This is a genomic window from Petrotoga miotherma DSM 10691, assembly GCF_002895605.1.
Lineage (GTDB): Bacteria > Thermotogota > Thermotogae > Petrotogales > Petrotogaceae > Petrotoga > Petrotoga miotherma.
The window spans coordinates 1-15723 of record NZ_AZRM01000048.1 but is presented as its reverse complement, the minus strand read 5'-3'; the positions used below and the strand labels follow the sequence as shown (position 1 = coordinate 15723).

General features: G+C 33.7%; 14 protein-coding genes. 13 read left to right on the top strand and 1 reads right to left on the bottom strand.

Translation table 11 applies throughout. From position 1 onward, the window contains the following. Positions 1-270: 270 nt before the first annotated feature. The 10 genes from X928_RS08635 to X928_RS08590 all read left to right on the top strand — a co-directional run bounded on the left by X928_RS08635 (position 271) and on the right by X928_RS08590 (position 11233). Positions 271-942, top strand: coding sequence for a 50S ribosomal protein L25 (locus tag X928_RS08635; RefSeq protein WP_103079368.1), 672 nt, complete (start codon positions 271-273; stop codon positions 940-942). Positions 943-945: 3 nt separating this feature from the next. Beyond that, on the top strand, positions 946-1521 hold the full coding sequence (pth, locus tag X928_RS08630) for an aminoacyl-tRNA hydrolase (protein ID WP_103079367.1): 576 nt from the start codon (positions 946-948) through the stop codon (positions 1519-1521). A 28-nt stretch (positions 1522-1549) separates the two neighbouring features. Then, on the top strand, positions 1550-2965 hold the full coding sequence (locus X928_RS08625; protein ID WP_103079366.1) for an Rne/Rng family ribonuclease: 1416 nt from the start codon (positions 1550-1552) through the stop codon (positions 2963-2965). A gap of 28 nt (positions 2966-2993) precedes the next feature. Next, complete coding sequence (locus tag X928_RS08620) at positions 2994-4244, top strand: SBBP repeat-containing protein (protein ID WP_103079365.1); 1251 nt, start codon at positions 2994-2996, stop codon at positions 4242-4244. Between the two features lie 100 nt (positions 4245-4344). Next, a complete protein-coding gene (locus X928_RS08615; RefSeq protein WP_103079364.1) occupies positions 4345-5427 on the top strand; it encodes an AAA family ATPase in 1083 nt (360 codons plus the stop codon). Between the two features lies 1 nt (position 5428). Then, positions 5429-6613 carry a vWA domain-containing protein gene (locus tag X928_RS08610; protein ID WP_103079363.1) on the top strand — a complete coding sequence of 395 codons (1185 nt, stop codon included), beginning with the start codon at positions 5429-5431 and terminating at the stop codon, positions 6611-6613. A gap of 18 nt (positions 6614-6631) precedes the next feature. Further along, a complete protein-coding gene (locus X928_RS08605) occupies positions 6632-7018 on the top strand; it encodes a YbaB/EbfC family nucleoid-associated protein (protein WP_103076756.1) in 387 nt (128 codons plus the stop codon). Positions 7019-7209: 191 nt separating this feature from the next. Beyond that, on the top strand, positions 7210-8214 hold the full coding sequence (gene gap, locus X928_RS08600; protein ID WP_103079362.1) for a type I glyceraldehyde-3-phosphate dehydrogenase: 1005 nt from the start codon (positions 7210-7212) through the stop codon (positions 8212-8214). 70 nt (positions 8215-8284) lie between these two features. Further along, the gene (tpiA, locus tag X928_RS08595; RefSeq protein ID WP_103076754.1) at positions 8285-10252 is read left to right on the top strand and encodes a triose-phosphate isomerase; all 1968 of its coding nucleotides are present in this window, start codon (positions 8285-8287) and stop codon (positions 10250-10252) included. A 135-nt stretch (positions 10253-10387) separates the two neighbouring features. Next, a complete protein-coding gene (locus X928_RS08590) occupies positions 10388-11233 on the top strand; it encodes a GNAT family N-acetyltransferase (protein WP_103079361.1) in 846 nt (281 codons plus the stop codon). A 4-nt stretch (positions 11234-11237) separates the two neighbouring features. Here X928_RS08590 and X928_RS08585 read toward each other — a convergent pair whose 3' ends face one another. Then, positions 11238-11561: a hypothetical protein gene (locus X928_RS08585; protein ID WP_103079360.1), complete on the bottom strand. Its 324-nt coding sequence runs from the start codon at positions 11559-11561 to the stop codon at positions 11238-11240. A 374-nt stretch (positions 11562-11935) separates the two neighbouring features. On the opposite strand from X928_RS08585, the gene X928_RS08580 reads away from it, so the two are divergent. The 3 genes from X928_RS08580 to X928_RS08570 all read left to right on the top strand — a co-directional run bounded on the left by X928_RS08580 (position 11936) and on the right by X928_RS08570 (position 15533). Beyond that, positions 11936-13612 carry a peptidylprolyl isomerase gene (locus X928_RS08580; protein WP_103079359.1) on the top strand — a complete coding sequence of 559 codons (1677 nt, stop codon included), beginning with the start codon at positions 11936-11938 and terminating at the stop codon, positions 13610-13612. A gap of 68 nt (positions 13613-13680) precedes the next feature. Next, positions 13681-14139 (top strand): QueT transporter family protein, encoded by a 459-nt coding sequence (locus tag X928_RS08575; RefSeq protein WP_103079358.1) that lies wholly within the window; start codon positions 13681-13683, stop codon positions 14137-14139. Between the two features lie 5 nt (positions 14140-14144). After that, positions 14145-15533: a pyruvate carboxylase subunit B gene (locus X928_RS08570; protein ID WP_103079357.1), complete on the top strand. Its 1389-nt coding sequence runs from the start codon at positions 14145-14147 to the stop codon at positions 15531-15533. Positions 15534-15723: the final 190 nt, after the last annotated feature.

Genomic DNA, 15723 nt, shown 5'->3' with positions numbered 1-15723 from the left:
GCGGGGCGAAGGGGCGCTAAATAAATCTAAGTGTAGCTTACATAAAAAACTATAAAAAATCATCTCTCAAAAGTAGGATTTAGGTTTTAAAAGGGTCACAGGGCGAAGCCCGTTTGCTGGTTTGTGCAAAAAATGTTTTTAAATAATTTTAATATTGAACTTGGGGATCTTAAGGGGTTTACCCCTTAACGTTTGGTGAAGGGGCGCTATATATAATTTTTTAGAGTTTTTAGAAGTAATAATAAAGATAAATGTTTAGGAGGTTATTGTATGGCAACAGTTTTCAAAATGGATGTTAATAGAAGAGATTCAAAGATCAAGGCCAGGAAATTTAGAAATGAAAAATTAATTCCAGCAGAAGTATACGGTCCAGCTTTAAAGGAGAACAAACATTTAAATATTCCATATAAAGAACTGGAAAGTATGTTAGAAAAAGTGTCCGAAACTACTTTGATTGAACTTAACGTAAAGGGAGTTAATGGCGAAGAAAAAGTCAGATGTTTCGTAAAATCTGTTCAAAGGCATAAAGTATCAGACCAACCAATTCATGTAGATTTTTATGTTCCAGAAGAAGGAAGAAAAATGCATTTAAGAATACCTCTAGAATTTGAAGGAGAGCCTGTTGGAGTTACGCAAGGAGGTTATTTAAATACCTACGTTCATGAAATACCTGTAGCTATTCTCCCCTCAGATATCGTTGATTCAATAAAGGTGGATATCTCTGAGCTAAAAATGGGTGAGTCTTTATTCGTTTCAGATATTAAAAATCTTCTTCCAGAAAGTGCTGAAGCGCTTCTAGAAGATGAAGAAATCGTCATTAGTGTAATAGAACCGAAAGCAGCAGAAGAAGTCGCCGAAGAAACTGAGGAAACTGAAGAAGAAGAAATAAGCGAACCTGAAGTAATTGAAGAAAAAACTCCCCAAGACATGAAGGAAGAATAAAAAGTGAGAAATTTGGTAATAGGTTTAGGAAATCCTGGCCCGCGTTATGTTTTTACAAAGCATAACGTGGGTTTTTTAGCTTTAGATAAATATGAAGAAAACAAAAAAAATATATCAAACATTAAAAAAATATCCGGTAAGAACTTTGAAGGATTTGCCATAGAAAACGATATTTTCATTAAGCCGTTAACTTATATGAATGCAAGTGGAGAAGTGTTACCATATGTTTTTAGAAAATTTGGTAAAATAGAGAGAAGTTTATTAATAATTTACGACGATATATGGTTGAACTTGGGGGACATACGTATAAGAAAAAGCGGCTCCGATGGGGGACATAATGGATTAAAATCAATAATAGGTATTTTAAAAAGTACCGATTTTCCCAGGATACGAATAGGTATCAACAACGGATACGAACATGGATCCGGAAATTTAGCGAACTATGTTTTAAGCCCTTTTACCAAAGAAGAATGGACCATATTGGACAAAATACTTGATTATGTTATTACCGCGATAGACTTGATTTTAGAAGGCAAAATAAACGAAGCGATGAATAAATTTAACAAAAAGATAATTTAGAACAAAGTTGGAGGAAGGAAATAAAGCAATGGACGAAGAAAAGACAATGTTAGTAAGTAAGGCTCTAGAAGAAATCAGAATAGCCATACTGGAAGAAGACAAATTAAGTGAAATTTTTTTCGAGGATTTTGAGACTGATAGAAACACAGGAAAAATCTTCTTAGGTATAATTGAAAATAAAGTCCCGAGTTTGGAGGCTTTTTTTGTAAACATTGGATTAGGAAAGAATGGTTTTCTTCGATATAGAGACGTTCTTGATGATCCTAAACATTATAACGCAGGAGACAAAATTCTAGTTCAAGTAAGAAAAGATGGAGGAACAAGAAAAGGTCCTCAACTTTCTATGCAATTAAGTTTGCCTGGTAAATATTTAGTATACATTCCAAATTCTGATGAAAGTATTGGCATATCCCGAAAAATTCTCCAAGAAAAAGAAAGAACAAGATTGAGACAAATTGCAAAAAAGATTCTAATAGATAACGAATCTATTATATTTAGAACCAATTCTGAAGGAATCGATGAAAAAGAAGTAGAAATAGAATTAAAAGAAATGAGAAAAATATACAATAATATTTTACAAAGATTTCGATCTCAAAAAAATCCTGGAGTTTTATATGAAGAAAGCGATTTTCTTGAGTACATATTAAGAGAGCGATTGGATTCTAACACAAAAAAAATAATTTCAGACGATCGACAAATTTTCAGAAAACTAAAAAAAAGTTTGAAAAACTTTGAACTAAAACCCAAAGTTGAGTATGTTAGAGGAGATGTTTTTCGGATCCATAATATATACCATCAAATGGAAGAGATCTTTACAAAGAAAATAGAACTATCAGGTGGTGGCACCATTACTTTAGATAGAGCTGAAGCTTTAACCGCCATAGATGTAGATTCTGCTGGGAATTTGGAAGGGAAAAATATTGAGGAAACTTCTTTTATTACAAACATGGAAGCAGCCAAAGAAATAGCCAGGCAATTGAAATTAAGAAATATTGGAGGAATGATCGTCGTAGATTTTATAGATATGAAAGACTCTTCGCATAAAAAAACGATTATCAATATTCTTAAAGAAGAAACTAAAAAAGATAAATCAAAAGTTACCATTCTAGGATTCACAAACATGGGACTTTTAGAAATTATTAGAAAAAGAACCACACAACCTTTGGATACCAATGTGTATTCACAATGTCCATTGTGTCATGGAACGGGTAAAATCATAGCCCCTTCTCTGGTGCATGGAAGATTGATAAAAGAATTATTATCCTCGGCAAAAGAAATTAAAAAAGAAAAAATAAAAGTAATAGAAATAAATGCATTTCATAATCTTTCGGGATATTTAACTCCATCTTTGACTGAAGAACTGGAGAAAAAGTTAAACGTAAAATTAGAAGTATCTTTTAACTGGCAAAATCCCAATTCTTACAATATTAAATACAAAAAATGATCCCCTTAGAAGAAAGCGGTGAAAGTCTATGTTAAGGAAAATATTGTTTTTTGCAATAATTACTCTTTCTATCTTTTTTTTCGTTTCTGGGATATACCTTTCTAATTCGAAAACCAACGATACTGTAGATTTTTTAAGTAGCACTTATGATAGTCAAAAGGAGCCTCTAATACAGTATCTTTCAGATACGCAAGAAGTCAGATCAACCAACAGTCAATCTTTTTTCAAAAAGATCGATGAAAATGGGACATATCTAACAAAAATAATTCAAACAAGCAACAATGAATATGTTTCATTGGCTATTGAAGGGAACCAGTACTATTTATATTTCATAGACGAAGAAGGCAGTATAAGAAAAGAAATATTCGTAGAAAGCGGTCAAGTAAGAATAAATGATTTTGTCTTTTTCAACAATACTTTCACTCTAGTTGGGCAAAAAAATGGGAAACCTTATATTCTAAATATCTCAAAGGTGGGAGAAATGAACTGGTCTCTTGTTATAAATTATCAGGGAACCTTAAATACAATAAAAAACACCTCAGGGAGTTACGTTGTTGGGGGATGGGTAATAACAAATGGTAACAGTCAAGCGTACATCTCTGAAATAAACCTTACGGGAAAGAAAATTTGGGAAAACATGTATGGAAGAGATAAAGTAGAACAAATAGTTGATTTAGTAATTGATAATAATAGAATCATAACAGCAGGTACGTCTAATTCTAATCCAGAAAAACAAAACGACTTATTAATATTAGAATATAGTAGAGAAGGTATATTGCTTTTTTCAGATGAGTATGGGTATACTACCTTCCACGAAAATCCAAATAGTATAGCTCAAGATAACGAAGGGAACATATATATAGGGGGATACATTACTACCCTCAATGAACAAGAGTGGAAAGGCTTTATAATGAAGATATCGAAAGAACTTGAGCAAAAAGATAACCTCGAAGTTGAATACTTTGAAACACTATCGATAAAATCACTTTCTCGGGTTGAAAAAGTAAAAGTTTATAACGAACAAATTTACTTGTTGGGAGTTTGTATTGATAATTGGCCGGATTATGATCTGTTTTTAAGAATTATAAATCCCAACGGGGTATTAATTGAACAGAAAATTTACGGTACTAACGATCAAGAATTAATCTATTCTTTTGAAATATTACCTGCAGGGGAAATTTTAGGTACGGGGCAAGTAAAAGATTCAAATAATCAAGTTTATCCCTTAATTATAAAAACTGATTCATCATACGCAATACCTCAAAAAGAAAAACCTTGATTCTAAAAAGGGGTGGGGAGCGTGGTGAAGGGGCGCTATATATAACAAACTTTAGAATTTCTAAAAAGAATAAAGCATCAACGAAAGGAGAATACATCAATTGAAACCATCAACGGTAAAATACCTATCAAAAAAAATAATGGCTTCTGGAGAAATACCTCTCTTATGGGGTCATTTTGGTGTAGGTAAAACGGATATAGCTAAGGAGATAGCAGAAGAGACGGGAAGAGAATTGATCATATTGATCATATCTCAAATGGAACCTGGAGATCTAATTGGGCTTCCTTCTAGAGACGCAGAAAAAACAGTATTTTTAAAACCTGACTGGTGGCCGAATAAAGATGAAGTAATAATAATGATCGATGAAATAAACAGGGCACACAGATCAATAAGAAATGCTATCATGCAATTATTGATAGATAGAAGAATACATAATCATATATTACCTGCTGGGGCATGGATCATGGGAGCCGCCAATCCTCCAGATGAAGAGTACGACCAAGTAGATTTGATAACCGATCCTGCTTTCATGTCTAGATTCTTTCATTTAGAATTGTCCCCTGATCTTGACGATTGGGTAAACTGGTCTAATCAAGAGCAAGTAAAAGGTGAGGTCATTTCTTTTATCAAAGAATACCCTGAATACCTCTCTTCTGATAATATAGTATCAATGAGACTCAATTTAAGGCCCAGTCCAAGAAGCTGGTATAAATTATCCAACGTTTTGTCTAATTTATCTGAAAATGATATGAAAAAATATGGGTACGTCATTGCTGCCTCAATAGTTGGATCGGAAGCAGCAAGAGCATTTTTGTCTCATTTGGAAAATAAAGTTGAATTACCTAACCCAAAAGATTTACTAATAGAAGGCAAAAATCTTGAAAGAATTAAGAAATTGACCAACGAAGAAAAGGTAAGTCTTATTTTAAGAATAAATAATTATTTTGAATCATTAAAAGAGGAAGAGATAGAACAATTATTATCTTATGGAACTGAAAAAACTATCGCAGAAAATATAAAAAAGATAAGTGAGTTCGTACCTAAGGATGCTATGTTCTCTGTATTAAGATTTTTAAACGAAATGGTAGAAAAAAATAAAGGATTAAAAAAGGCTTTTTATGATAAACTTTTGGAAGAAATTGCAATTAAACTAGGAGATTCCACTTGGATGGAAGGAATTTGAAATGAATGATATACTTCAAAACGCTTGGATTGAACTGGAGAAAGAAAGCTTATTTTTTTCTTACTTGAGGATGAATTTTGATTCCATGCCAACCACTTCTGTAAGAACTATAAAGGTTTCAATAACACCTCAAGGGAAATTTAGATTGTTGTACAATCCAAACCGTTTAAAAAATATGGGTTTAATTTTAACCAAAGGAATATTAAAACATGAGATTTACCATATAATATTTGGACACATATTCATAAAACCCAAAAATAAAAGGGAAAGAGGTATTTGGGATTTAGCAATGGATGCAGCGGTAAACCAATATATCAGAGAATTAGATGTATTTGCAGAACCTTTAGATGTAATGGTAGCCGAAGGACATGCCCCAGACAACGAATTCTTTTTTGTTACCGCTCCTATGAACCTTTTAAATAAAACGGCAGAAGAATACTACAGATACGCAATGGATTTATTAGAAAAAAACAAGATGCTCGATATAGAAGAAATACTCGAAAAAAGAGAGAACAATCTCGACTCACACGACTTTTCATCAGATATTCCAGAAGAAATGGCTTTTGATATCGTAAGTGAATTCGTTACAAAAGCCTACGACAAAAGCAAAAACAATCTTCCCGATGGCATTGAATTAGCGGTTTCTCTTATGGTAACAAAACCTTTCTTTAACTGGGAAACGATGTTAAGAAGATTTTTTGGCAGTTCTATAGTCGTTGAAAAATACAGGACCCTAATGAGACCAAATAGAAGATATGAGGATCAACCTGGTTGGAGATCAAAAATGGGACCAAACATTGCAATAATAATCGATACTAGTGGTTCCATTATAGAAGAAGAATACAACACATTTTTCGGTGAAATAGAAAATATTTCAAAAACTCTCGGTGGAAAAGTCACTCTAATTCAAGCAGACAGTCATATCCAAAATATCATGACCTATCACAAAGGAAGCTGGAAAGAACTAGTTTTGAAAGGTAAAGGTTCAACTGACATGCAACCCGCAGTCGATTACGTCGAGGAAAATTTAAGACCAGAAGGCATCATCATATTCACAGACGGTTGGGTTGAAGTACCAAATGTACAACGAAGAATTCTTTTTATCTTATCAAAAAAACACAATCCCGATTTTATAAATAATGTGTTAGAATATTATGGAAAGAACAGTGTTGCAATTATCAGCTAACCGTTAGGAGGAATATTTATGGCCAAAAAAATGAAAAGTTTAGGTGGAAGATCCCTTTCAAAAAAATCTGGTAGCAAAAACAATATGAACAAAATGCTTCAAGAAGCCCAAAGGGCCCAAGCTGAAATGCAGGAAGAATTAGATAGACTGGATGAAGAGTTATCCAACGTTGAAGTAGAAGCCACCGCAGGCGGTGGTGTAGTAAAAGTTGTGGCCACATGCGATATGAGAATAAAAGATATAGTTATATCTGAAGAAGTTGAAGATGAAGATATAGACACTCTAAAAGATCTTATCATAGCCGCTTCAAACGAAGCTATAGAAAAAGCTAATAAACTTAAAGAAGAAAAGACCAACGAGATTTCACAAAAGTTTTTAGGAACCCTTCCTAACTTTGGGGCTTGAAAAAATTAACTTTTTCTTTTCAAAAAAGTATAATTTTATATGTACAATAAAAGTAAGAGAAAAAAATAACAAATATACTAAATACTTCAGAAATAAAATTAGGGCGGGCAGCGGGGCAAAGGGGCGCGAAAACAAATTTTAGAATTTCTAAAGAAGACAGGATAAAAAATTTATCAGGAGGTGTCGTATAAGTGGCAGTTAAAATAGGGATAAACGGTTTTGGAAGAATAGGTAGACTAGTTTTTAGGCAGTTAGTTGAAAACCCAAACTTTGAGGTAGTGGCAATAAACGATCTCACAGATTCAAAAACCTTAGGGACACTTTTAAAGTATGACTCCGTTCACGGAAAATTCAATGGAACGGTAGAGGTAGTTGATAATGGTTTAAAGGTTAATGGGAAAGAGATCAAAGTTTTCGCAGAAAAAGATCCCGCTAACCTTCCATGGGCTAATCTAGGTGTTTCAATAGTTATTGAATCTACAGGTGTATTTAGAAACAAAGAAAAGGCTTCAGCACATCTAAAAGCAGGTGCTAAAAAAGTTATAATAACTGCTCCAGCAAAAGGTGAAGTAGATGCAACAGTAGTTATGGGAGTAAATGACAATGTCATCACTCCGCAGATGGAAGTTATTTCAAATGCATCTTGTACAACCAACTCAATTGCACCGGTTATAAAGGTGCTAAACGACAAATTAAAAATTAAAAGAGGTCTGTTAACAACCGTTCATTCATTCACAAACGATCAAAGAGTTCTAGATTTACCTCATAGTGATTTAAGAAGAGCAAGGGCAGCATCTGTTAATATCATCCCAACAACAACTGGGGCTGCGAAAGCCGTTGGATTAGTAATTCCAGAACTAAAAGGTAAATTAGATGGAATGGCTTTGAGAGTTCCAACCCCGGATGGATCTATTAGCGATTTAACTGTAGAAGTAGAAAAATCAACAACCGTTGAAGAAGTAAACAAAATGATGAAAGACGCCGTTGAAAATGAATTGAATGGTCTCTTTGGATACAATGAAGAACCAATTGTTTCTTCTGATATTGTTGGTTCAACTGTTGCAGGAATATTCGATGCTACATTAACAAATGTAATCGATGGCACTTTTGTTAAAGTCTGTGCATGGTACGACAACGAAAATGGATACTCAACAACCGTTGTGAAATTGGCTGAAAAATTAGCTAAGATGCTGTAGTTTCCAATCAAAAAGAGGGGATTTAATCCCCTTTTTCTTTAAAATAAATGTGAATATAGGGGGTGTCAATATGGAAAAATTAACTATAAAAGACGTTGATTTGAAAGGCAAAAAAGTCATAATGAGAGTTGATTTCAACGTTCCTATAAAAGATGGAAAGATAACCGATGAAACTCGAATTAAAGCCGCTTTGGACACAATTCAATATACTCTGGACAAAGGAGCAAAAGTAATATTACTATCTCATTTAGGACGTCCCAAAGGTGAAAAAAATCCTCAATTTTCTTTAAAACCAGTAGCCGATAGATTAGATGAGTTATTAAATAATAAAGTTTATTTTGTAGATGAAACCAGGGGACCAAAAGTTGAAAAAGCCGTCTCAGAATTAAAAGATGGTGAAGTGTTACTAATTGAAAATACAAGATTTGAAAAAGGTGAAACAAAAAACGATCCTGAACTGGCAAAATATTGGGCGTCTTTAGCGGATCTTCATGTTAATGATGCATTTGGAACGGCTCACAGAGCACACGCTTCCAATGTTGGTATAGCAAACTATATACCAAGTGTCGCAGGATTTTTGATGGAAAAAGAGATCGAATTTTTGCAAAAGGCCGTTGAAAACCCAGAAAAACCATATGTAGTAATTCTGGGTGGTGCTAAAGTATCCGACAAAATAGGGGTTATAAATAATTTATTAAATAAAGCTGATAAGATATTAATCGGCGGTGCTATGATGTTTACTTTCTTAAAAGCCTTAGGTAAAAACGTTGGTTCTTCGTTGGTGGAAGAAGATAAACTCAATGTTGCAAAAGACATATTAGAAAATGCGAAAGCAAAAGGCGTTGAGATTGTTTTACCTGTTGATACCGTTATCGCCCAAAAAATAGAAGCAGGTGTTGAGAAGAAAACTGTAAAAATAGATGATGGAATTCCCGAAGGTTGGATGGGCTTAGATATAGGACCTGAAAGCGTTTCTTTATTTAAAGAGAAAATTTCCGATGCTAAAACAATTGTTTGGAACGGTCCTATGGGAGTTTTTGAAATGGATGATTTTGCTTTTGGTACCGAAGAAGTAGCAAAGGCAATCGCAGAAGTAACCAAAAAAGGTTGTATAAGTATTATAGGTGGAGGAGATTCTGCAGCTGCCGCTGAAAAATTTGGATTGGCTAGCGAATTTTCACACGTTTCAACTGGTGGAGGTGCCTCTTTAGAATTTTTAGAAGGTAAAGAATTGCCAGGTATCTCTTCAATAAACGAAAAAAAAAAGCTGAATGAAAGAAAATTTATTCTCGCCGGAAATTGGAAGATGAACAAAACTAATACAGAGGCAGCTGAATTTGTCTCAAAACTTGTAGGACAGATAAAAACCGAAGATAAGTTTGAAGTTATTGTTTGTCCCCCTTTCACAGCTCTTGAAAAGGTTAGAGATATCACAAGTAGTTCAAACATAAAAGTAGGTGCCCAAAATGCTTATTACGAAGATAAAGGTGCTTACACAGGCGAGATCTCCGTTAATATGTTAAGGGATATAGGAGTAGAATATGTAATTCTTGGTCATTCTGAAAGAAGGCACATCTTTCAAGAAAGCGATGAACTCATAAACAAAAAACTTAAAAAGGTAATATCTTCAGGGTTAACACCCATACTGTGTGTTGGTGAACAGTTAGAAGAACGTGAAAAGGGTTTAACATTCAACGTTGTAGAAAGACAGATTAAAGAAGCTCTTTATGGTTTAACTGAAGAAGAAGCAAAAACAATCATAATCGCCTACGAACCCGTATGGGCAATTGGAACAGGAAAAGTAGCCACACCCAACCAAGCCCAAGAAGTTCATAAGTTTATTAGAGACCTTTTGAAAGATATCTTCAATGAAGAATTTGCTAAAAAAACCACAATACTTTATGGTGGAAGCATAAAACCAAACAATTATTTAGGCCTCTTTGGTAAACCAGATATAGACGGCGGTTTGGTTGGAGGTGCTTCATTAACAGAAGATTTCGTGGAACTTGCCAATATTATGAAAGAAATTATCGAATAAGCCACCCTAAAGGGTGGTTTTTTCATATTTTTCAGTTTTTATGTTAAAATTATAGATAGTAAAGATTTTAATTCTGAGGTTTCAGAAAATTGGGATCATATGGTTTGATCTGTGAAGAGAAAGGTGGGGGGTACGATGATTACTTACGAATCATTGAAAAATGTTTCGGCAAGTGTTGTTATCGAGCTTGTGAATGAAGTGTTTAAAGACTATGTTTTCCCAGTGAATTGGAATTTAGAAAGTTTTGATAAAGATGTGAAAGAAAACTCTATCTCCATGGAAGATTCTTTTATAGCTTTTTATGATGGTATACCTGTGGGATTCAGTATTATATCAATAAGAAAAGATGTTGGAAGAATTGACTCAATTGGAGTAAAAGAAGAATTTAGAGGAAAAGGATTGGCTTCTGAAATCATCTTTCGTACAATTGAAACATTAAAATGGAAAGAGATAAAGAAAATAATTTTAGAAGTTGCCCAAAGTGATGAAAGGTCTATAAGATTTTATAATAAACATGGTTTTAGAGCAACAAGAGAGCTTGCTTCTTTCTTAAAAGAAAAAGATAAACCAACGAATACTCATTTCAAATACGAACAAACTACTTCAGATGTAATCTATGAAATGGCTACCGAGGCAAAATTTAGATTTAAAAGAAAACCAAATTGGCAAAGAGAACCTATAACCATAAAACTTAGCGAAAATAGATACAACTATGAAATCATATACGATAACAATAAGAAATGCGGCTACGTAGTATGGGGATTCAACAAAGATAATTGTTATATAGTTGATGCCTCCCCGATTGAAGAGGGTTACGCCTTCGAGGCAATAATTGAAGATATTACATCCAAACTTTTAAAAATTAAAAATAGAATTGTCTTAGTCTCGGTTCCAGAAGATGATCCATTGCACAAAGCATTGATTGACAATAATTATTCTATATTCATAAAGCAGATAGAAATGGAAAGAATCATTCATTGATCTGTCAAATAAGCTCTATTTGGACAAATTCATCGATATTCAAATCGTTGTTTATAGATACGAAATAATAAGATTTATAATTTTCCTTAGTCTCTAATTTTAGGTAATGTTTGTCTTTTCCAAAATCGAGTGTAAAAATAAACTCATTTCCATTTTTTACGAGATCGTAAGATGCTAACTTGTCCCTAGTAGCTTGTAAGGTGTAGAAAACAAAAAATAGATACTTGTTTCCCCTTTTGTAGCTAATTTCAGTTTCTAACTGAGGAAGTTGAGTATTGAAGTTGTGGTATAGAGTTCTCATTATCAATTTCTCTTTTAAAGGAATCAATATATGTCCTCCCTCCTGTAGATAGGTTAATCTACTTTTAACTAGAAAGTTATATAATTTTCACTCGATTATACCACATTTAAAAGGAATCAGTCAAATTTTCTGCCACAGTTTTTAAGGTTCTTTTAATTATTAAAAGATATAATGAAAGTATTACTATTTTCTCAACGGTTAAGAACTGCTCCTTATAGGTGCGCTGCGGAGGAAAAGAAAAAAACTTCCTTTCCTTATGGGCGGGCTGTGGGACGAAGGGGCGCAAACAAAGACTAAGCAAGACTTAAAAGAAAACTCTGCAAACAATTAACTCCCAAAAAATTTAGTTGTAAAGGGGTTACAGGGTGACATTAAAATTATCAAATCAGAGGAGGTCCAAAATGAAAAAACTTTTAGTAGTACTCGGTGTTCTAATGGTTCTATCCGTATCAATATTCTCAGAAACGGTAGCATATTTAACTTCTCAGGACGGGCAGCAAATATACGAATCTTATTTTTTGGAATTAGATCAATTGATGGGGGAGTATCATAATACAGTGTTGAATATGTTGAGTCAAAATCCCCAATACGACCAGTATTTTAACAAACCAATAGATCTAATAAGCATAACAGACGTTTTAATGGAATACAAAGCCATGGAAAAGTTTTTAAACGATAATGGAATAACGTTGGATGCAACGAAGATTACCCAAGAAACAGATCAGATGTACAATCAATACCTGGGGAGTGAAAGCACAAAACAAATTTTCTTAATGTTTTTTGAAAAGGAAGAATATATTCGTGGATTCGTTAACAGTCTTGTGTATGGAAATGAGGTAATCAGCGAATTAAGAAAATATTTCTCCAATTTTTCTGAAGAAGAGTTATCAACCTATGTTTCTAATAATTTTGAAGATTTAAAAGACCAATATGATACAGTTAAAATCAGCAGAGTTGTAACTTCAGATGAAATTACAGCCAATAACATTAAATCTGAGATATTGCAAAATAATATCTCTTTCACTGAAGCAGCTTCAGAAAACTCTGTGGACACCGAAACTGCATCAGTTGGCGGCTTGGTAGGATGGGTCAAACGTGGAGATATTTCTAAAAATATATTTGAAGCTTCACTCTCTTCAACTCCCGGAGAAATAATCGGTCCAATAAGTTCCCCCTTAGGGTACCAGATAGTGCGAGTCGAAGACAAAAAGATATATGAAACCCCGGACGAATTATTACTGGACAACGATATAAGAAATCAATTAACTACCAGCTTCGTGGATTACCAGATTACTAATTGGTACGATCCATATATGTCTAATTATGATTTTGTAATTTCATACGAACCCTTGGCTATAGCATATGATATTTATAAAGCTCAATCTTTCGATGACTTAGCAAACGTTGAAAAAAAGTATCGTGATGATATATTGAGTGGTAATGGGTTACCTGAGGAGTGGTATGTCTCTTATATTTTCATCGTTGAAAATTTACTACCTATGAAAATATCTCAAAAAAATGATCTTGAAAGTTATTTGAATATAGCTCAATCGTACCCCGAGTTTCTAGAATACAGCAACGATGAAATAAATAGTCAAATTGAACATTATACTCAATTTATGGACACCGCCGAGTCAACAGATCTACGTAATGAAGCCTCTCAAAAAGAAAGTGCCTTAAGGGAATTGGCCTATTTACAAGGGACTTATGGGCTATTCACAGGGCCAGAAATTCAGAACAAATACGATGAATTAACAAACGATATAGAACAAATGAATGAAGCCCTGGAAAATTCTCTTGTAACCTTAAGAGAAATGAATCCAGATGCTATAGAGGTTATAGGAAAACTATACCAAACAAAACCTGATGATCCAAATGTAGCTTTTGACTATTATGCAACACTTTATTCCTACATTTTAGATTATTATAATTCAACTGGAGACATTGAATCGGTAAGGCAAGATTTGGAAACAATAAAAGGTATATTAAATTCATTAAACACAGAAAGCCTTGATGAAGAGAGTGTAAATCAAAGGCAGCAAATACTCGAAAACATAGACCAACTTTTAAATCAATAAAAACTTTAAGTTAAAGATAATCTGGTAAAGTTGAAATGCTTTACCAGATTTTTCATTTTGGAGGGAATATGAGTTCAATAAGAATCGTTAGAGCCTCTTTAATCGCGGCATTATATGTAGTTCTTTGTATAATCTTTCAACCTATCAGTTTCGGCCCTATACAGGTTCGAATCGCTGAAGCTTTTGTGGTTCTGACTTTTCTCGATCCTGCATTCATTCCAGGTATCTACGTAGGTGCTCTGTTGGCTAATATAATAGGAGGTTTGGGCGCTTGGGATATCTGGTTTGGAAGTCTATTGACCTTGATAGCGGGAATTATAACTTGGAAAATGCCAAACGAGTATTTAGCTCCTCTTCCTCCCATATTAATTAACGCCTTTGGAGTATCCGCTTATATCGCCCCATTGTATGGAGTACCATATTTCTTTTCCGTACTTTGGGTAGGAGTTGGAGAAGCTATTGCAACGTATATTATAGGGCTTCCAATTTTAAAGATTTTCAAAAGAAATTTTTACAAAAGGAGTTGAAAAAGATGAATAAAAAACCATATATAGTCGATACAACCTTAAGAGATGGTCAACAATCTTTAATCGCAACGAGATTGAAAATGGAAGATTTTGAAGATCAATTGATAGACTTCGATCAGGTTGGATTTTATTCTATGGAAGTATGGGGTGGGGCTACTTACGATTCATGTATAAGATACCTCAACGAAGATCCATGGAAAAGGCTACAAACCATTAGAGAGAAATTAAAAAATACCAAAATCCAAATGCTTCTAAGAGGGCAAAATTTAGTTGGATACAGAAATTATGCGGACGACGTGGTAGAATTATTTGTAAACAAAGTAGCCGATTACAATATGGACATCATAAGGGTTTTTGATGCTCTAAACGATATTCGTAACTTGGAAAAATCCATAGAGGTTGCAAAAAAAAGAAATATTCACGTTCAAGGCGCTATATCTTATACCGTTAGTCCTGTTCATAATCTACAGTATTATTTAAATTATACAAAAGAATTGGTGGAAAGAGGCGTCGATTCAATCGTTATAAAAGATATGGCAGGGTTGTTAAAGCCAAAGGATGCTTATGATTTGGTAAAAGAAATCAAGGAGAAATTCAACATCTTTGTCAACATTCACTCTCACGCAACCACAGGTCTTGCCTCTATGGCTTACTTTGCCGGTGTAGAAGCTGGGGCAGACATTATAGATTTAGCCTTGAGCCCATTTGCTAATGGCACCTCAGAACCTGCGCTCGAGCCTTTTGTCTACACATACGACCTGGATTTAAATACAAAAACAATAATGAAATTGGTTGAACATTTTTGGAAGGTAAGATCAAAATACAAGGAGTACGATGTCAAGATGCAATCAATAGATGCCAGAATATTAAATGCTCAAATCCCTGGAGGTATGCTTTCTAATTTAGTTTCTCAATTAAAATCCCAAAAGGCTGAAGATAAATTAAACAAAGTTCTACAAGAAGTGCCAAGGGTTCGAAAGGATTTGGGATATCCTCCTTTGGTAACTCCTACTAGTCAAATCGTTGGAGTCCAAGCAGTTTTAAACGTATTAACAGGTAAAAGATATTCGATGATAACCAACGAAGTAAAAAATTATTTGAAAGGTTTATATGGAAAACCTCCTGCCCCAGTAGACCAAGAATTATATAAATTAGCTTTGGGCAATGAGAAACACATCGACCATAGACCAGCAGATGATTTGGAACCTGAATTAGAAAAAGCAAAAAAGGAAATAGGAATATTAGCTCAAAATGAAGAAGACTTATTAACCTACGTTTTATTCAAAGAAGTTGGTAAAAAATTCTTGAAAGATAAATATGTTCGTTCTCTTAAAATCGATCTAAACCTGGCGGAAAGCTTTCAAAATGAAGATACCGTCATCTATCCTATTTAAATTTTTGAGAAAAATGTTGAAAAACTGTAATTTTTGCTCGTAATCGGAAATAATTCTCGATAATCACCTCTAATAGGATTTAATCACCAAAAATCATGATTTGAAATTGTACCCTTATTTGTTATAATTAGTTTAGTAAAAACGTTTCCATAAAGAAAAAATACTCAAAAGCTAATCGGTGATATGTCAA